Annotated in this window: 15 protein-coding genes; 9 read left to right on the forward strand and 6 right to left on the reverse strand. The window is 66.6% G+C overall.

Translation table 11 applies throughout. From position 1 onward, the window contains the following. From M9799_RS16430 to scpA, 6 genes are all read right to left on the reverse strand, one after another. A complete protein-coding gene (locus tag M9799_RS16430) occupies positions 1–975 on the reverse strand; it encodes a Bug family tripartite tricarboxylate transporter substrate binding protein (protein ID WP_231042385.1) in 975 nt (324 codons plus the stop codon). A gap of 143 nt (positions 976–1,118) precedes the next feature. After that, on the reverse strand, positions 1,119–2,003 hold the full coding sequence (locus tag M9799_RS16435) for a LysR family transcriptional regulator (RefSeq protein ID WP_231042386.1): 885 nt from the start codon (positions 2,001–2,003) through the stop codon (positions 1,119–1,121). Between the two features lie 239 nt (positions 2,004–2,242). Then, positions 2,243–4,303, reverse strand: coding sequence for an acetyl-CoA carboxylase biotin carboxylase subunit (locus tag M9799_RS16440; RefSeq protein WP_231042387.1), 2,061 nt, complete (start codon positions 4,301–4,303; stop codon positions 2,243–2,245). A gap of 23 nt (positions 4,304–4,326) precedes the next feature. Beyond that, entirely contained in the window at positions 4,327–5,859 is a 1,533-nt protein-coding gene (locus M9799_RS16445; RefSeq protein ID WP_231042388.1) for an acyl-CoA carboxylase subunit beta, read from the reverse strand. Positions 5,860–5,944: 85 nt separating this feature from the next. Further along, positions 5,945–6,964, reverse strand: a complete 1,020-nt coding sequence (gene meaB / locus M9799_RS16450; protein ID WP_231042389.1) for a methylmalonyl Co-A mutase-associated GTPase MeaB — start codon at positions 6,962–6,964, stop codon at positions 5,945–5,947. Between the two features lie 7 nt (positions 6,965–6,971). Further along, on the reverse strand, positions 6,972–9,164 hold the full coding sequence (gene scpA / locus M9799_RS16455) for a methylmalonyl-CoA mutase (RefSeq protein WP_422688663.1): 2,193 nt from the start codon (positions 9,162–9,164) through the stop codon (positions 6,972–6,974). Between the two features lie 88 nt (positions 9,165–9,252). Between scpA and M9799_RS16460 the strand changes: the two genes are divergently transcribed. The 9 genes from M9799_RS16460 to M9799_RS16500 all read left to right on the forward strand — a co-directional run bounded on the left by M9799_RS16460 (position 9,253) and on the right by M9799_RS16500 (position 18,915). Then, positions 9,253–9,891 (forward strand): GntR family transcriptional regulator, encoded by a 639-nt coding sequence (locus tag M9799_RS16460; protein WP_231042390.1) that lies wholly within the window; start codon positions 9,253–9,255, stop codon positions 9,889–9,891. A 130-nt stretch (positions 9,892–10,021) separates the two neighbouring features. Continuing rightward, positions 10,022–11,047, forward strand: a complete 1,026-nt coding sequence (locus M9799_RS16465; protein WP_231042391.1) for a tyrosine-type recombinase/integrase — start codon at positions 10,022–10,024, stop codon at positions 11,045–11,047. Positions 11,048–11,361: 314 nt separating this feature from the next. Further along, complete coding sequence (locus M9799_RS16470; protein WP_231042392.1) at positions 11,362–12,291, forward strand: LysR substrate-binding domain-containing protein; 930 nt, start codon at positions 11,362–11,364, stop codon at positions 12,289–12,291. Between the two features lie 197 nt (positions 12,292–12,488). Continuing rightward, a complete protein-coding gene (locus M9799_RS16475; RefSeq protein WP_422692625.1) occupies positions 12,489–13,454 on the forward strand; it encodes a LysR family transcriptional regulator in 966 nt (321 codons plus the stop codon). Continuing rightward, positions 13,451–14,929 carry a flavin-containing monooxygenase gene (locus M9799_RS16480; protein ID WP_231042394.1) on the forward strand — a complete coding sequence of 493 codons (1,479 nt, stop codon included), beginning with the start codon at positions 13,451–13,453 and terminating at the stop codon, positions 14,927–14,929. The genes M9799_RS16475 and M9799_RS16480 overlap by 4 nt, the downstream gene beginning before the upstream one ends. Next, positions 14,926–15,900, forward strand: a complete 975-nt coding sequence (locus tag M9799_RS16485; protein ID WP_231042395.1) for an ABC transporter permease — start codon at positions 14,926–14,928, stop codon at positions 15,898–15,900. The genes M9799_RS16480 and M9799_RS16485 overlap by 4 nt, the downstream gene beginning before the upstream one ends. Further along, positions 15,897–16,832, forward strand: coding sequence for an ABC transporter permease (locus M9799_RS16490; RefSeq protein WP_231042396.1), 936 nt, complete (start codon positions 15,897–15,899; stop codon positions 16,830–16,832). Before M9799_RS16485 ends, M9799_RS16490 begins: the two co-directional genes overlap by 4 nt. A gap of 11 nt (positions 16,833–16,843) precedes the next feature. Further along, positions 16,844–17,893, forward strand: a complete 1,050-nt coding sequence (locus tag M9799_RS16495) for an ABC transporter ATP-binding protein (RefSeq protein ID WP_231042397.1) — start codon at positions 16,844–16,846, stop codon at positions 17,891–17,893. Next, positions 17,890–18,915 carry an ABC transporter ATP-binding protein gene (locus M9799_RS16500; protein WP_231042398.1) on the forward strand — a complete coding sequence of 342 codons (1,026 nt, stop codon included), beginning with the start codon at positions 17,890–17,892 and terminating at the stop codon, positions 18,913–18,915. The genes M9799_RS16495 and M9799_RS16500 overlap by 4 nt, the downstream gene beginning before the upstream one ends. Positions 18,916–18,946 lie beyond the last annotated feature (31 nt).

The following is an 18,946-nucleotide window of genomic DNA, read 5'->3' on the forward strand; positions in this document are numbered from 1 at the left end:
TCAGCTTTCCTCGGTCACTTTGGCGATGCGCACGACTTCGCCCCACTTCTTGTATTCGGTGGCCATGAAGGCCGCGAACTTCTCGACGCTGCCGCCGCCGTCCTCGACGCCAAAGCCATCGAAGCGCGCGATGACATCAGGCATCGCCAGCACCTTGTTGACGTCGGCGTTGATGCGCTGGGCCAACTCCTTCGACATGTCCTTGGGGCCCACCAGGCCGTACCAGCTCGACGCGTCGAAGCCCTTGAAGCCCTGCTCGTCCATGGTGACCACTTCAGGGAAGCCCTTGGCGCGGTTCACGCGGGTCTGGGCGATGGCGTTCATCTTCTTGGCCTTGACCTGGGCCGTGGCGGCCGTCATGGTGTCGAAGCTGAAATCGATCTGGCCGCCGATCAGGTCGGTCTGCATCGGGCCCGACCCCTTGTAGGGCACGTGGATGGTCTTCACGCCGGCGGCCATGTTGAACATTTCCGCCGCCAGATGCTGCACCGAGCCCGTGCCCGAGGAGCCGAAGCTGATCTTGCCGGGGTTCTTCTTGCACAGCTCGACCACCTCCTTGACGGAGGCATAGCTGTTCTTGTGGCTGGTCACGAGCACATGCGGCGTGGCGCCGATCAGCACGATGGGAGCGAAATCCTTGAGGGGATCGTAGGTGATGCTCTTGAAGATCTGCGGCGAGATCGCATGGGTGTTGACGTGCGCCATGAGCAGCGTCAGGCCGTCGTGGAAGCGCGTCTTGGCGAAATAGTCGGCCGCCAGGGCGCCGGTGGCGCCTGGCTTGTTCTCGACGATGACCGAGCGGCCCCACATCTCCGTGAGCTTCTGGCCGACGATGCGCGCGAACACATCGGTGCCGCCGCCGGGTGCCCAGCCCACGAGGATCTTGACCGGGCCCTTGGGCAGCTCGGCGGCAGCCATGGCCCAGGGGGCCGCCAGTGCAGCCGCGCTGCCGGCGATGAAGTCGCGACGTTTCATGCTTGTCTCCAATGTTCTGTTTGGAGCAATGCTCGCCGAGCGCGGGGTCACCGGCAAGACCGCAATCAGCATGCCTGGCTTCGCGTTTTGCGAAATCCAGATGGGGTAAACCCCAAAAACAAAAAAGCTGTCCGGACGACTTTTCAGGATTCGAGCAGCTGCGCCACGACATTGCGCAGCGTCTGCTCCTGCGCGCGGCCCTGCACGCTCGACAGCACATAGGAGCGCTGGTGCCAGTCGCCCGCCAGCGTCGCCCGGCCAATGCCGGGCTCCGGATGCAGGCTGTCGAGCACCGCCGGCGGCATCAGCCCCACGCCCAGGCCATGGCGCACCAGGGCCAGCATGGTGTCGAAGCCGCTCACGGTGAAATGCCGGCCCAGCGCGCGGCCCCGGCTCTGGTGCAGCCGCTGCAGGCTGGCCAGGACGGCCGAGCCTTCGCCCAGGCTCACGAGCGGGGAGTCCAGCAGCGGGTCGGCTTCGAGCGGTGCGTCTTCGAAGGAAAAATGCGCGCGGCTATAGACCGCCACCAGCTCGTCGGCGCGGTAATCGTGCTTCTCCATGTCGATGAAGCCGCTTTTCTTCTCGTAGATGCCGATGTCGATCACCTTGTCGCGCAGCAGCTGCTGGATGATCTTGCTGTTCTCCTCGATGATCTGCAGCGTGATCTGCGGGTACCTGCGCTGCACCCGCGCCAGATCGCGCGCGAGAAATTCGATGATCGCGGCCTTGGGCGCGCCGATGATGATGCGCCCGTCCTGCCCTTCGCGCATCGAATGCGCATCGTCGCCCAGGCGGCCGATCAGGCTGTCGATCTGGCGGATATGGGCCAGCAGCTTGGTGCCCGATTCGGTGAGTTTCACGCCATGCGGCACCCGCTTGAAAAGCGGCGTGCCCAGCTGGCGCTCCAGATCCGTGAGCCGCTTGGAGGCGGCCGCCACGGCGAGCTGCAGCTTGTCGGCGGCGCGGGAGATGCTGCCTTCCTCGGCGATGGCCAGGGCCAGCTGGATGGTGAGGGTGTCGGTTTTCATGGGGGCGTGGCTGGGACATGTCGCGAAACTGGAGGACAGGCCCTTCATCCTTCGACAGGCTCAGGACGAACGGTTTTAGCAGACTTAGCAGACGGGGCGCTCAGGCACGTTCAAGGCGATCGCTCCACTCTCTCGTTCGTCCTGAGCTTGTCGAAGGATGAGCGGCCTGTTCTCTAGTTCTCAAGTGCACTTCGATATGCCCCGCGCGAACTGGTTATGCGCACGCCCTGGGTCACCCGTTAAACGAACTCCAATATCACCTCATCAACAGCCAGCGAATCCCCCTTGCTGGCGCTGATCTTCCCCACCACCCCATCCTGCGTCGCAAACAGGATGTTCTCCATCTTCATCGCCTCGATCACCGCCAGCTTCTCCCCCGCCTGCACTTTCTGGCCGGGCTGCACGGCGATATCGATCAGCAGGCCCGGCATGGGCGAGAGCAGGAACTTCGACAGGTCCGGCGGCGCCTTGTAGGGCATCAGCTGGTGCAGCTCGGCGCCGCGCGGCGAGAGCACCAGGGCCTCGATCTGCGTGCCGTTGTGCGCGATGCGCAGGGCCAGCGGGTTCTTGCCCGTGCCGCGCTCGATCTGCACGGTGAAGGGCCGGCCGTTGACCAGCCCTTCGATGCGCGTGTCGCGCAGATGGCTGGCGCTGCTGATCTCGTAGACCCGGCCTGCGTCCTCGTCCTGCACCGTCACCTTGCTGGCATGGCGCGAAAGATCGAAATCCTCCACGCGCACCGCCGTGTGGCGGTGGCGGCCCTCCGCGCCCAGGGTGACCACGGTGTATTGCAGGCCCAGCTGCAGCTCGTGGCCCTGCATCTGGCCGGTGATGGTCGAGGCGCGCTCGCGGTAGCGGCGGTTCATATAGGCGGCAAGCGCCACCAGGAACTGCGGATCGCTGTGCGGCACGTCCTCGGCGTGGAAGCCGCCGGCGTAGTGCTCGGCAATGAAGCCGGTGTTGAAGTCGCCGCTGATGAACTTCGGATGGGCCAGCAGCGCGGCCTGGAAGGGAATGTTCGAGCTGATGCCGCGGATCACGAAGGCATTGAGCGCCTCGCGCATCTTGGCGATGGCCTCGGCGCGGTCCTTGCCGTGCACGATCAGCTTGGCGATCATCGAGTCGTAGAACATCGGGATCTCGCCGCCCTCGTACACGCCGGTATCGACACGCACTCCGTGCAGGTGTTCCGTGTCACCCTGCCACATGCTCTGCGCGGGAGGCTGGAAGCGCACCAGCCGGCCCGTCGAGGGCAGGAAGTTGCGGAACGGGTCCTCGGCGTTGATGCGGCATTCGATGGCCCAGCCGTCGCGGCGCACATCGGCCTGCGCGAAGGACAGCTTCTCGCCGGCCGCCACGCGGATCATCTGCTCGACCAGGTCCAGGCCGGTGATGGCTTCGGTCACGGGGTGCTCGACCTGCAGCCGGGTGTTCATTTCCAGGAAGTAGAAGGACTGGTCCTTGCCGACCACGAATTCCACCGTGCCCGCGCTCTGGTACTGCACGGCCTTCGCCAGGGCCACGGCCTGCGCGCCCATCGCGGCGCGCGTCTCCTCGGAGATGAAGGGCGACGGCGCCTCCTCGATCACCTTCTGGTGCCGGCGCTGGATCGAGCATTCGCGCTCGTTGAGGAACACCACGTTGCCGTGCGCATCGCCCAGCACCTGGATCTCGATGTGGCGTGGCTCCTCGACGAACTTCTCGATGAACACGCGGTCGTCGCCGAAGCTGTTGCGCGCCTCGTTCTGGCAGCTGGCGAAGCCGTCGAAGGCTTCCTGGTCGTTGTAGGCCACGCGCAGGCCCTTGCCGCCGCCGCCGGCGCTGGCCTTGATCATGACGGGATAGCCGATGCCGCGCGCGATCTCCACGGCCTGCTCGGCGCCCGAGATCGCATCGTTGTAGCCGGGAATGGTGTTGACCTTGGCCTCGGCCGCGAGCTTCTTGGAAGCGATCTTGTCGCCCATGGCCGCGATCGCATGGTGCTTGGGGCCGATGAAGGCAATGCCCTCCTCCTCGACGCGCCGCGCGAAGGCCTCGTTCTCGCTGAGGAAGCCGTAGCCCGGGTGCACGGCCTCGGCGCCGGTCTTCCTGCAGGCCTCGATGATGCGGTCGGCCTGCAGGTAGGACTCGCGGCTCGGCGCAGCGCCGATATGCACCGCCTCGTCGGCCAGCTGCACATGGCGCGCGTCCTTGTCGGCGTCGGAATACACGGCGACGGTGGCGATGCCCATCTTGCGGGCAGTGGCGATCACGCGGCAGGCGATCTCGCCGCGGTTGGCAATCAGAATCTTGGTGAACATGGTTTTTCCTGGCGCGATCGTTGTCAGAGCGGGATGTTGCCGTGCTTGCGCCACGGGTTCTCGAGCTGCTTGTTCTGCAGCATCGTCAGGCTGCGGCAGATGCGCTTGCGCGTTTCGTGCGGCAGGATCACGTCGTCGATGAAGCCGCGCGCGCCGGCGACGAACGGGTTGGCGAAGCGCGCCTTGTATTCGGCTTCGCGCGCGGCGAGTTTTTCAGGGTCGTTCTTGTCCTCGCGGAAGATGATCTCCACGGCGCCCTTGGCGCCCATGACGGCGATCTCGGCCTGCGGCCAGGCCAGGTTCACGTCGCCGCGCAGGTGCTTCGAGGCCATCACGTCGTACGCGCCGCCGTAGGCCTTGCGCGTGATGATGGTGATCTTGGGCACCGTCGCCTCGGCATACGCATACAGCAGCTTGGCGCCATGCTTGATGATGCCGCCGTACTCCTGGCTGGTGCCGGGCATGAAGCCGGGCACGTCGACAAAGGTCAGCACCGGGATGTTGAACGCATCGCAGAAGCGCACGAAGCGCGCCGCCTTGATCGAGCTCTTGATGTCCAGGCAGCCGGCAAGCACCAGCGGCTGATTCGCCACGATGCCCACCGTCTGGCCGGCCATGCGCGCAAAGCCGATCAGGATGTTCTTCGCGTAGTCGGGCTGCAGCTCGAAGAAGTCGCCATCGTCCACGGTCTTGGCGATCAGCTCCTTCATGTCGTAGGGCTTGTTCGGGTTCTCTGGCACCAGCGTGTCGAGCGACAGGTCGGCACGGTCCGAGGGGTCGGTGGTGGCGCGCAGCGGAGCCTTCTCGCGGTTGTTCAGCGGCAGGTAGTTGTAGAGGCGGCGCAGCATCATCAGCGCCTCCACGTCGTTGTCGAAGGCCATGTCGGCCACGCCGCTGCGCGTGGTGTGGGTGATGGCGCCGCCGAGCTCCTCGGCCGTCACTTCCTCGTGCGTCACGGTCTTGACCACTTCGGGGCCCGTGACGAACATGTACGACGAGTCCTTGACCATGAAGATGAAGTCGGTCATCGCCGGCGAATACACCGCGCCGCCGGCGCAGGGGCCCATGATCATGCTGATCTGCGGCACCACGCCGCTGGCCAGCACGTTCTTCTGGAACACATCGGCATAGCCGCCCAGGCTGGCCACGCCCTCCTGGATGCGCGCGCCGCCCGAGTCGTTGAGGCCGATGACCGGCGCGCCGACCTTCATGGCCTGGTCCATGACCTTGCAGATCTTCTCGGCGTGGGTTTCGCTCAGGGCGCCGCCGAACACCGTGAAGTCCTGGCTGAAGACGAACACCAGCCGGCCGTTGATCATGCCGTAGCCGGTCACGACGCCATCGCCCGGGATCTTGTTGTCCTGCATGCCGAAGTCGGTGCAGCGGTGTTCGACGAACATGTCCCATTCCTCGAAGGTGCCGTCGTCGAGCAGCAGCTCGATGCGCTCGCGTGCCGTCAGCTTGCCCTTTTTGTGCTGCGCGTCGATGCGCTTTTGGCCCCCGCCGAGTCGCGCGCGTTCACGCTGCTGTTCAAGTCGCTCGAGAATGTCCTGCATGGTGCCTGTCTTTCTTTCTGGGTCTGCGCCGGCCCGAGGGTGCGCGCACTTCTGGGAAACAAGGAAAAAGCCTGCGTATCGGTGTCTATGGTGGCACAGGCGGCTGCGACTGCGCCGCCAGCAGGCTGCGCGCCGCGGCCGAGGCCGGCAATCGGCCCTGGCCCACGGCTTCCAGCATCTGCGGCAGCAAGGCCTGCACCTGCGGATGCTGGCGAAACGCCTGCTTCAGCCCGGCATCGATGCGCTCCCACATCCATGCCAGCGATTGTTTTTCGCGCCGCGCCGCCAGCCGGCCGTTGGCGGTCTGCAAGTCGCGGAACTGGCCCACCGCCTGCCAGAACGCCTCGACGCCCTGGCCCAGCAGCGCGCTGATCTGCAGCACGCGCGGCTGCCACAGCGCGCCGTGCGTGGCATGGTCGGGGTTGCCGTGCATGCCCAGCAGGCGCAGGCTCGAGGTGATCTGCGCCTCGGCGCGCGTCGCGGCGTTGCGGTCGATGTCGGCCTTGTTGATGACGACCAGATCGGCCAGCTCCATCACGCCCTTCTTGATGGCCTGCAGGTCGTCGCCCGCATTGGGCAGCTGCAGCAGCACGAACATGTCGGTCATGCCGTTCACGGCGGTCTCGCTCTGGCCCACGCCCACGGTCTCGACGATCACCACGTCGTAGGCCGCGGCTTCGCAGACCAGCATCGCCTCGCGTGTCTTCTCGGCCACGCCGCCCAGCGTGCCGCTCGAGGGGCTGGGCCGGATATAGGCCTGGGGGTTGACCGACAGATGCTCCATGCGCGTCTTGTCGCCCAGTATCGAGCCGCCCGAGACGGTGGAGGACGGGTCGATCGCCAGCACCGCCACGCGGTGGCCCAGCCCGATCAGATACAGCCCCAGAGTCTCGATGAAGGTGGACTTGCCCACGCCCGGCACGCCGCTGATGCCCAGCCTGAAGGCCTTGCCGGTGTGCGGCAGCAGCTCGGTGAGCAGGGCGTCGGCCTGGGCGCGGTGGTCGGCGCGCGTGGATTCCAGCAGCGTGATGGCCTTGGCCATGGCGCGGCGCTGCTGCGCCGGCCCGCCATGCAGGATGCCATCGAGCAGTTCGGATGGAGTCATGCCGTTGTCAGAGCGCGGCGGCCTGGCGGATCTGCTCGAGAACGTCCTTGGCGCTGGCCGGGATCGGCGTGCCCGGGCCGTACACCCCCTTGACGCCCGCCTGGTAGAGGAATTCATAGTCCTGCGCGGGCACCACGCCGCCGACGAACACGATGATGTCGTCGGCGCCCTGCTTCTTCAGCTCCGCGATGATCGCCGGCACCAGGGTCTTGTGGCCCGCGGCCAGCGTGGAGACGCCCACCGCATGCACGTCGTTCTCGATGGCCTGGCGCGCGCATTCCTCGGGGGTCTGGAACAGCGGGCCCATGTCCACGTCGAAGCCCAGATCGGCAAAGGCCGTGGCCACGACCTTGGCGCCGCGGTCGTGCCCGTCCTGGCCCAGCTTGGCGATCATGACGCGCGGACGCCGGCCCAGCTCTTCGGAAAGTGCGTTGATTTCGGTCTTGAGCTTGTCCCAGCCTTCGGCCGAGTCATAGGCCGCGGCGTAGACGCCGGTCACCTTCTGCGTATCGGCGCGGTGGCGGCTGTAGACCTTCTCCAGCGCATCGCTGACCTCGCCCACGGTGGCGCGCAGGCGCACCGCCTGGATCGACAGGTCCAGCAGGTTGCCTTCGCCGCTTTCGGCCGCGGCCGTGAGCGCGTCGAGCGCCTGCTGCACCTTGGCTGCATCGCGCTCGGCGCGGATTTTCTTCAGCCGCTCGATCTGGCCGTCGCGCACCTTGACGTTGTCTATCTCGAGAATGTCGATCGGATCTTCCTTGGCCAGCTTGTATTTGTTGACGCCGACGATCACGTCCTTGCCCGAATCGATGCGCGCCTGCTTCTCTGCCGCGGCAGCCTCGATCTTGAGCTTGGCCCAGCCGCTGTCCACCGCCTGGGTCATGCCGCCCATGGCCTCGACCTCCTCGATGATCGCCCAGGCCGCGTCGGCCATGTCCTGGGTGAGCTTCTCCATCATGTAGGAGCCGGCCCAGGGGTCGATGACGCTGGGAATATGCGTTTCTTCCTGGATGATCAGCTGGGTATTGCGCGCGATGCGGGCCGAGAATTCAGTGGGCAGCGCAATGGCTTCGTCGAAGCTGTTGGTGTGCAGCGACTGGGTGCCGCCGAACACCGCCGCCATCGCCTCGATGGTGGTGCGCACCACGTTGTTGTAGGGGTCCTGCTCGGTCAGCGACCAGCCCGAGGTCTGGCAATGCGTGCGCAGCATCAGGCTCTTGGGGTTCTTCGCGCCGAACTCCTTCATGATGCGGCACCACAGCAGCCGCGCGGCGCGCATCTTGGCGATCTCGAGGTAGAAATTCATGCCGATCGCCCAGAAGAAGGACAGGCGGCCGGCGAACGCATCGACATCCATGCCCTTGGAGGTGGCGGTCTTCACATATTCCTTGCCGTCGGCCAGCGTGAAGGCCAGCTCGAGCGCCTGGTTGGCGCCGGCTTCCTGCATGTGGTAGCCGGAGATCGAGATCGAGTTGAACTTGGGCATGTTCAGACTCGTGTACTCGATGATGTCGCCGATGATGCGCATCGATGGCTTGGGCGGGTAGATATAGGTGTTGCGCACCATGAACTCTTTGAGGATGTCGTTCTGGATCGTGCCCGAGAGCTGATCCTGGCGCACGCCCTGCTCCTCGGCGGCCACGACATAGCCGGCGAGCACCGGCAGCACCGCGCCGTTCATGGTCATCGAGACCGACACCTTGTCGAGCGGGATCTGGTCGAACAGGACCTTCATGTCCTCGACCGAGTCGATGGCCACTCCGGCCTTGCCGACGTCGCCGGTGACACGCGGATGGTCGGAGTCATAGCCGCGGTGCGTTGCCAGATCGAATGCCACCGACACCCCCTGCCCGCCCGCCGCCAGCGCCTTGCGGTAGAAGGCATTGGATTCCTCGGCCGTCGAGAAGCCCGCGTACTGGCGGATGGTCCAGGGCCGCACCGCATACATCGTGGCCTGCGGGCCGCGCACATAGGGCTCGAAGCCGGGCAGCGTATCGGCATGGGGCAGCTGCGCGGTGTCGGCGGCGGTATAAAGGGGCTTGACGGTGATGCCGTCGGGAGTGATCCAGTTCAGGGCCTGCATATCGCCACCGGGGGCCGACTTGGCTGCGGCCTTGGCCCAGGCATTCAGATCGGCTGGGGCAAATTCCGGTTCAGCAGCGTTCGGCGCGCTTTGGCGCATATCGGTAGGCTTGTCCATCGGTGAGACCACGGTAGGTTGTGACCAAATCAGTGTACATGATTCATAATTATTGATTCAAAATAATCCAGACTACAATCCAAGATTCATGTCAGTGATTACCCTAGCCCCTTCCGCGCTCTACCAACAGGTGGCCGAGCAGCTGCGCCAACGCATTTTCCAGCATGTGCTCGAGCCCGGCACCTGGATCGACGAGCTCAAGATCGCCGAGGAGCTTGGCATCAGCCGCACGCCGCTGCGCGAGGCGCTGAAGGTCCTCGCGGCCGAGGGCCTGGTCACCATGAAGGTGCGGCGCGGCGCCTACGTGACCGAAGTTTCGGCCAAGGACGTGCGCGATGTCTACCACCTGCTGGCACTGCTCGAAAGCGATGCCGCCGCGGCCGTGGCGGCATCGGCCAGCGATGAGGAACTGGCCTCGCTGAAGGCCCTGCACGACGATCTGGCGGCGCAGCGGGGCGACGCCCAGCTGTTCTTCGCCATCAACGAGCGCTTTCACACACGCCTGCTGACGCTGGCCAACAACCGCTGGTGCGACCAGGTGGTGGCCGATCTGCGCAAGGTCATGAAGCTCAACCGGCACAAGTCGCTGTTCCGCCAGGGGCGCATCGACGAATCGTTCCAGGAACACGCGCTGATCATGCAGGCGCTGCTCGAGCGCTCGCCCGAAGGCGCGCGTGCGGCGATGCAGCAGCACTTTGCCAACGGGCTGGTGGCGGCGGTGCCTTGAGCAAACCAAGGGCCTGTTCATGGCTCGATGGGCCCGCCACGCACGGTCAATCCTCGGGCCCCGAGGCCGCTTTGCGGTTTCGCGGGAAGACATCCGGTGCCACGCCGTGTTTTCAAGTTATCTTCGCACCATGCCCACTGCCGCCCACCCTGAATCCACGCCCGATACCGCCACTGTGCCCCATGCCGAGGCACTGTTCGACCATTGGCTGGCGGCGCGCGGCAACGATGCCTGGACGCCGCTGACGGCGGAGGCTGCCAAGCCCTACCGCTTCATCTGGGGCGCATGGAGCAAATACCTGGCGGGCCAGCTGGTGCCGCCGGTGGCATGGCACGACGCCAGCGCGGTGCAGGTGCTGCATTTCATCAACCACATTCCCCAGACCGTCAAGGGTCGCAAGGTCAGCGACATCACCCGCCGGCGCTATTGGCGCGTGCTGGACCGCGTTTATGACCATGCCCTGCTCAATGGCTGGATCGAGGTCAACCCGGTGCATGCGGTGGCGCGCGGCGAGCGCCCGCCCAGTGAGGATCCCAAGGGCGCGATCCTGTCCGAAGCGATGTGGCAGGCGGGTATCGCCCAGATCCCAGCGGGCGATGATCTGGTGGGCGCGCGCGACCGCGCGGTGCTGATGCTGCTGTTCGAGCTGGGCCTGGCGCCCGAGGAACTGCGCATGCTGCGCGTGGACAATATCCTCTACAGCGAGCCGCTCGAAGGCAGCGGCGAAAAGCAGATCATCGGCGTGCATGTGGAGGGCCAGCGCGACAACCAGCAGCGCAAGCTGTCGGTGAGCATTGCCCTGGCGCAAGGCCTGGCGCACTGGCTGCGCGCGCGCGCGCAGTACCCTGCCATGCAGGGCGAGCCCTCGCTGTTCTGCTCGCGCAAGTCGCGCACGCTTTCCAACCACACGTTGCTGCATCTGGTGACCAAGACCCTGGCCGAAGCGGCCCGCTCGGCGGGCCTGCCCACGCCGGCACGGCTGGGGCCGCAGATCGTGCGCAATACGGCCATCGTGCGCTGGCTGAACGCGGGCATGCCACTGGCCGAGGTCGTGGAACGCGCCGGGCTGAAGAATGTCAACGGCTTGCTGCACCTGCGCGACCTCGTGACGGAGGAAGCGCGCACCGCCCTGGCACAGAGGGCCCGATCCTTTTGATGGGCAAGTTTCTTTCTTGTGGACTGGTGCCACTGGATCGGTCAGTTTCGAGATTGGATGTTTGTTTCATGTAAGCTGGATTCAAATCTGGCCATGAACCGATGTGGATGAATTGACTGGACGAAAGCATGTGCCCGAGGGCCAGGATCGGACGGCTGCACCCCGTGGCCAGCAAGGACCGCCGCATTTGGATTCGCTGCCACAGCCGCCCGGTCGCGCTATGGCCCCACGGCAGGCATTTGCCCTGGCCCATCCGCATTCCATCCACTTTCTATGGCCTAATTCCCGCGACCTGCCCCATCTGCACTGGAACCATGCGCCGCGCCATTCCCTCCACCCAAGCCCTGGCATGCTTCGAGGCCTGCGCGCGCCACCGCAGCTATACGCGCGCGGCGCAGGAGCTTTCGCTGACGCAGAGCGCGGTATCGCGGCAGATCATTGCGCTGGAGGAATTCGTGGGAGTCGCCCTGTTCCGCCGTACGCGCCATGGCATGGAGCTCACGCCGGCGGGCACCAGCTATGCGCGCAAGGTGCGCGCCTGGCTGCAGGGCCTCGAGCGCGACACGCTGGACATCATGGCGCGCCAGGGCGAAGGCGGTGCGCTGAGCCTGGCGGCAGTGCCGACGTTTGCCACGCGCTGGCTGCTGCCGCGCCTGCCGCTGCTGGCCAAGGAGCACCCGGGCATCACGGTGCATATAGACACGCAGACCCGCCCTTTCCTCTTTGCCGACACGGGCTTCGACGCTGCGCTCTACGCCGGCACGCCGGAGCAGGTGACGCAATGGCCAGGCATCCATGCGCAGTGGCTGATGGACGAGCAGGTGGTGCCGATGTGCAGCCCTGCCCTGCTCGCCCAGGCCGCCCCGCGCGGCCTGGGCCGGGCTTGGCAGACCGCGGCGCCCGCAGCCATTGCCCAGCTGCCGCTGCTGCAGCAGAGCACCCGGCCCTATGGCTGGCAGCAGTGGTTCCAGGCGGCGGGGCTCGCGCCGGCACGCGCGCTCGACGGCCCGCGCTATGAGCTGTTTTCCATGCTGGCCATGGCAGCCACGCATGGCATGGGCGTGGCGCTGATTCCGCCGATGCTGGTCGAGGCCGAGCTGGCGCGCGGCGATCTGGTCGTGGCCTGTTCGCTGTCCTTGCGCCAGGAGCGCAGCTATTACCTGATCACGCCGGCGCAGCCGCCATCGGGCGTGGTGCAGCTGTTTTCGCAGTGGCTGCAGCGGATGGCAGGAACTGGAGGATAGGCCGTTCATCTTCGACAGGATGCCCTGCGACTAGCTCGGGACGAGCGGGTCGACCGGCGGGTTGGGGTCGAATGTACGTTCCCTCATAAGCAAATGCGGATTTAATATTTCACAAGCGCATGCCAAATGCGTCATCATTCGCGTTTTGCATAATCCCACGCATGGACATTCGCCAGCTTGAAGCCTTTGTTGCGGTCATGACGATTGGCAGCATCACAGGTGCTGCCAAGCTGCTCGAGCGCTCGCAGCCGGCCATCACGCGGCAGATCCAGGAGCTGGAATTGGGCCTGGGCCAGGCGCTGCTGCACCGCCACGGTCCCAAAGTGACGCCGACCGAGCTGGGCTATGTCCTCTATGAGGAAGCGGAGCGCATCGTCAATGGCGTGCGGCGCATCCAGCAGCATGCGCATCGCGCGGCTCCCGTGCCCAGCCCGCCGCTGCTGGTTTCCGCCACTTCTGCGCTGTCGCTGGGTGTGGTGGCTCCCGCCCTGGCTGCCTGCCGCCCGTTGCTTGCCGCCGGCAAGATCGAGCTGCTGTCCGTGCGTCCGGAAAAGGTGGTGCGCGACGTGCTGCATGGCATGGCCGACCTGGGTGTATGCAGCCTGCCGGTGGACCATCAGCAGATCTGCGTGCACTGGGTTGCCGAGGTGCCGTGCAAGGCCGTGCTGCCTGAAAACCACCCGCTGGCCGCGCATGAGGTCGTGCCCATCGAAGCGCTGGCACGCGAGCGCATGATCGGCATGCACAACCCGCACCGGCTGAAGCAACATATCGATACCGCGCTGCGCCAGGCCGGCGCCGGCGCAATGCAGGCCGAGATCGAAACCAATTCCTCGATGAATGCCCAGGCGCTGGTGCGCGCGGGCCTGGGCGTCGCCGTGCTCGACCCGATCACGCTGCTGGGCGCACCGCTGGTCGGCCTGGCCTACCGCGATCTCGACGTGCGCATCCCGTTTCACTTCGGCGCGATCAGCGCCCAGGGAAAAAACCTGACGGCGCCGGCGCTGCAGCTGCTCGAAGCGCTGCGCGACCACGCCGCTGCGCTCGACCAATGCCAGCTGCACGATGCCCAGGCCATGGCCGGCATCTGCCTTTCCCCTCTTTCATCGCCTCCCACCAGCGCGCCGGGCCCGTCCGGGCGCAAGGCACCGCCTTCTTCATGAACAGTCTGCTTTCCCCCTTGACACCGAACCTTGACGCACTGCAGGAACGCTATCGGCGCGACCTGCAGCTGCTGGCCCTGCCCGCCAGGCACTGGACCCCCACGATCACGCGTGATGGCCAGACCGTGCTGGACGTCGCCGTCGTCGGCGGCGGCATGGGCGGTCTGGCGCTGACCACGGCGCTGCGCCACCTCGGCATCCGCGCCGAGATTTTCGACCAAAGCCCGCCTGGCTACGAAGGCCCCTGGGCCACGACCGCGCGCATGGAGACCCTGCGCTCGCCCAAGGAACTCACGGGTCCGGCGCTGGGCTTTGCGGCATTGACCTTCCGTGCCTGGTTCGAGGCCCAATGGGGCGACGAAGCCTGGGCCAGGCTCGACAAGATCCCACGCCTGCAGTGGATGGACTACCTGCGCTGGTACCGCGAGACCACCGGCGTGGTGCTGCACAACGGCCAGCGCGTGACGGCCGTGCGCCCGCGCGCCGACCAGACGGCGCAGCTGGACCTGGTCGACATGCAGGATGGCGACCGCCCCTACACGGTGCTGGCGCGCCACGTGGTGCTGGCCACGGGCCGCGACGGCCTGGGCGGACCCTGGGTGCCTGAAGTCGCGCACCAGTTGCCGCGCGAGCGCTGGGCACATTCGTCCGATCGGTGGGCCAACGATGCCTTCGCGGGCAAGACCGTGGTGGTGGTCGGTGGCGGTGCCTCCGCCATGGACAGTGCTGCCACCGCGCTGGAGAACGGCGCCACCGCGGTGCATCTGCTGATCCGCCGCAAGCAGCTGCCCACCGTGAACAAGGGCAAGGGCGCAGGCAATCCCGGCGCGGCCCACGGCTTTGCACGCCTCACCGACGAACAGAAGTGGCAGGTGCGCAACTACATCAACCGCCAGCAGGTGCCCCCGCCGCAAGGCAGCACGCTGCGCGTGTCGCGCCACCGCAATGCCTTCTTCCATCTGGGCACCGGCATCGAAGCCGCGCAGGTGCGCGCCGATGGCAGGTTGCGCATCGACACCACGCAGGGCCCGATCGCGGCCGACTTCGTGGTCTTCTGCACGGGCTTTCGCCCCGACTGGCAACTGCGCCCCGAGTTCGCGCCCTTCGCCCCCCACGTGCGCCTGTGGCAGGATCGCTTCACGCCGCCAGCCGGCCAGGAAGACAGCGAACTGAACCTGTCGCCGGACCTGGGCGCGCTGTTCGAGTTCCAGGAAAAGACGCCGGGCAGCTGCCCCGGGCTGGACCGTATCCACTGCTTCAGCTACCCCGCGGCGCTCTCGCTCGGCACGATCTCGGGCGACATCCCGCAGATCAGCGATGGCGCGCGCCGCCTCTCGCAGGGCCTGGCCGGGTCGTTGTATGCCGAGGACATCGCGCACCACTACGCAGCGATGGAGCGCTACAGCGAGCCCGAGCTCGAGGGCCATGAATGGAGCGACTCGCCGCTTCCCGCCTATGAAGAGGTGCAAGCATGATCGGCTGGCTGCTGCGCCGCATTGGCCAGGCCGCGCTGGTGGTGCTGGCCATGACCGTCATCGTCTTCGCCGGCCTGCACGCGATCGGCAATCCCATCGACATCCTCATCGGCGAGGACCTGAACCAGCAGGAGCGGCTGGAAGCCATCGCCCACCTGGGTCTGGACAAGCCGCTGCTGCAGCAGTACTTCAGTTTCCTCTCGAACGCGCTGCGGGGCGACCTGGGCACGAGCTTCGTCTACAACGAGCCGGCCATCGGCCTGATCCTCGACCGCCTGCCCGCCACGCTGGAGCTCGCCGTCGTCGGCATGCTGATGGCCATCGTGCTGGGCGTGCCGCTGGGCATGTACGCGGGCATGAAGCCCGAGAGCCCGGTGTCCAAGCTGCTGGTCAGCGGCTCGATCCTGGGCTTCTCGCTGCCCGCCTTCTGGGTCGCGCTGATGCTGATCATGGTGTTCAGCGTGCAGCTCGGCTGGATGCCTTCGAGCGGCCGCGGCGACACGCGCACGCTGTTCGGCATCGAATGGTCCTTCCTGACGCTCGACGGCCTGCACCATCTGCTGCTGCCGGCCTTCAACCTGGCGCTGTTCAAGATCTCGCTGGTGCTGCGGCTCACGCGCGCCGGCGTGCGCGAGGTGCTGCCGCAGGACTTCGTGAAGTTCGCGCGCGCCAAGGGCTTGTCCGAGACCCGCGTGATGTGCATGCACGTGCTGCGCAACACCATGATCCCGCTGGTCACGGTGCTCGGGCTCGAGCTGGGCTCGACCATTGCCTATGCCGTCGTCACGGAGTCGATCTTCGCCTGGCCGGGGGCCGGCAAGCTGATCCTGGACAGCATCAATTCGCTGGACCGCCCCGTCGTGGTGGCCTATCTGATGGTCGTGGTGGTGATTTTCGTGACGCTCAACCTGATCGTCGACCTGCTCTACAAACTGCTGGACCCGCGTGTCCGCCTGGAGTCCGCGCAATGAACCCGCGTTCCACCGCTTCTCCCCTGGCCGCGCGTGCGGCCGCCGACCCGGGCAAGGTGCAGTCGATCTGGGCCCAGATCGCGCACGATTTCCTACGCTCCAAGCCGGCCATCTTCGGCCTGGTCATCCTCCTGCTCGTGGTGCTGATGGCGCTGTTCGCGCCCTACCTCACGCCGCAGAACCCCTATGACCTGATGCAGCTCGATGTGCTCGATGCGCGGCTGGTGCCGGGCAGCCAGAGCATGGAGCATGGCTACACCTACTGGCTGGGCACCGACGGCCAGGGGCGCGACCTGTACTCGGCCATCGTCTACGGCCTGCGCATCAGCCTGCTGGTGGGCGTGGGCTCGGCGGCGATCGCTGCCGTGGTCGGCACCGTCATCGGCCTGATCGCGGCCTATGCGGGCGGCCGCGTCGATGCGCTGATCATGCGCGTGGTCGACCTGCTGCTGTCCTTCCCCACCATCCTGATGGCGCTGATGATCCTGGCCTACATGGGCAAGGGCATCGGCAATGTGATCCTGACCCTGGTGCTGGTCGAATGGGCCTACTACGCGCGCACGGCCCGCGGCCAGGCGCTGGTCGAGACGCGGCGCGAGTATGTCGATGCCGCGCGCGGCCAGGGCATTGCGCAGTGGCGCATCCTTCTGGGCCATATCCTGCCCAATTGCCTGCCGCCGCTGCTGGTCATTGCCGCGCTGCAGGTGGCGCGCGCCATCACGCTCGAGGCCACGCTGTCTTTCCTGGGCCTGGGCGTGCCGATCACCGAGCCCTCGCTGGGCCTGTTGATCTCCAATGGCTACCAGTATCTGCTGTCCAATGAATACTGGATCAGCTTCTTCCCCGGCGTTGCGCTGCTGCTGACGATCGTCGCCATCAACCTGGTGGGCGACCAACTGCGCGATGTGCTCAACCCGCGCCTGCAGAAATGATGCCCCGCACGATGTCCCACGATTCCATCGCTTCCGCGCTGCCCCATGAGGCAGCCCCCGTGCTCGAGGTCAAGGACCTGCACACCCAGTTCGACACCCGCGCCGGCGTGCTGCCGGTCGTCAATGGCGTGGGTTTTCGCCTGCACAAGGGCAAGGTGCTGGGCCTGGTCGGCGAGTCCGGCTCGGGCAAGTCGGTCACCGGCTTCTCCATCATGGGCCTGCTGGACGCAGCCGGGCGCATCAGCGCGGGCGAGGTGCTGTTCCAGGGGCAGGATCTGGCAAAGCTCGATGCGCGCGCGCTGCGCAGCCTGCGCGGCAACCGCATGGCAATGATCTTCCAGGACCCGATGGCCACGCTCAACCCGGTGCTGCGCATCGACGTGCAGATGCTGGAGACCATCCGCGCGCACCGCAGGATGGGCAAGCTCGAGGCGCTCGAGCACTGCCGCAAGACGCTGGCGCGCATGGGCATTCCCAGCCCCGCCGAGCGGCTGAAGGCCTATCCGCACCAGCTCTCGGGCGGCATGCGCCAGCGCGTGGCCATTGCCATCGCGCTGCTCAACGACCCGGAGCTGATCATCGCCGACGAGCCGACCACGGCGCTCGACGTGACCATCCAGGCGCAGATCCTGTCGGAGATGCAGCAGCTGGTGCGCGAAACCGGCACCGCGATGATCTGGATCAGCCACGACCTGTCGGTGGTCGCGGGCCTGGCCGACGACATCGCCGTCATGTATGCCGGCCGCATCGTCGAGCATGGCAGCGTCGATGACGTGCTCGACAACCCGCAGCACCCCTACACCCAGGGCCTGATCGGCAGCCTGCCCAGCGCAAACCAGCGCCAGCGCCGCCTGCAGCAGATCTCGGGCATGGCGCCCAACCTGCTGGATCTGCCGCCGGGCTGCGCCTTCGCGCCGCGCTGCCCGCGCGCGCAGCCGCGCTGCCAGGAGCCGCCGGCGCTCGAGCCGGTCGCGGCCGCGGGCGACACCACGGCCACCGTCCATACGGTGCGCTGCTTCTTCCCCGGGGCCGCCCCTGAACTTTCCCGGAGCGCCGCATGAGCGACACCGCAAACACCGCCCCGCTGCTCGACCTGCAGGGGATCACCAAACGCTTCGGCCAGCAGCCCGCGCCCAGACGTTGGGGCCGCTTCATGCGCCAGATCGGCCTGCAAAAAGCCCCCGTCGTGACGCATGCGCTCGATGGCGTGGACCTGCAGGTGCGCCCTGGCGAGGTCGTGGGCCTGGTCGGCGAATCGGGCTGCGGCAAGTCCACGCTGGGCCGCATTGCCACTGGCCTTCTGAACCCTACCGACGGCAGCGTGGCGGTCATGGGCAAGGACCGCACGCAACTCAGCGCCGAGGAAACGCTGCAGGCGCGCCTGGGCATCCAGATGATCTTCCAGGATCCGCAGTCCAGCCTGAACCCGCGCCTGCGCGTCAACCGCATCGTCGGCGAGGCCGCGCGCCTGCACGGCCTGGTCGATGCCGAGCATGAGGACGAGTATGTCTGTCGGCAGCTCGAGCGCGCCGGGCTCGATCCGCGCCTGCGCTTTCGCTATCCGCACCAGTTCAGCGGCGGCCAGCGCCAGCGCATCGGCATCGCGCGCGCGCTGGCGGTGCAGCCGAAGATGCTGGTCTGCGACGAGGCGGTGGCCGCGCTCGACGTCTCCATCCAGGCGCAGATCCTGAACCTGTTCATGGATCTGCGCGACGAGTTGGGCCTGGCCTACCTTTTCATCAGCCACGACCTGGGCGTGATCCGCCATGTGTGCGACCGCGTGGCCGTGATGTACCTGGGCCGCATCGTCGAGACCGCGCCGGTCGAGGAGCTGTTTGCCAACCCGCAGCATCCCTACACCCGGGCGCTGCTGGCGGAGATCCCGCGCCTGGACCATCGCCGCGCCAGCTTCCAGACCATCCGCGGCGAGATTCCGAGCCCGATGGCGCCGCCCAGCGGCTGCCACTTCCACCCGCGCTGCCCGCACGCGATGCCGCGCTGCAGCGTCGAGGTGCCGCGGCTCAAGGGCATTGCCATCGCGCACGAGAGTGCCTGCCATCTCAACGACCTGCCCGGCGCCTGAACCCCATTTCCACCCCTGACAGAAAGCACAC

Source organism: Comamonas endophytica, from assembly GCF_023634805.2.
GTDB classification, from domain to species: domain Bacteria; phylum Pseudomonadota; class Gammaproteobacteria; order Burkholderiales; family Burkholderiaceae_C; genus Comamonas; species Comamonas endophytica.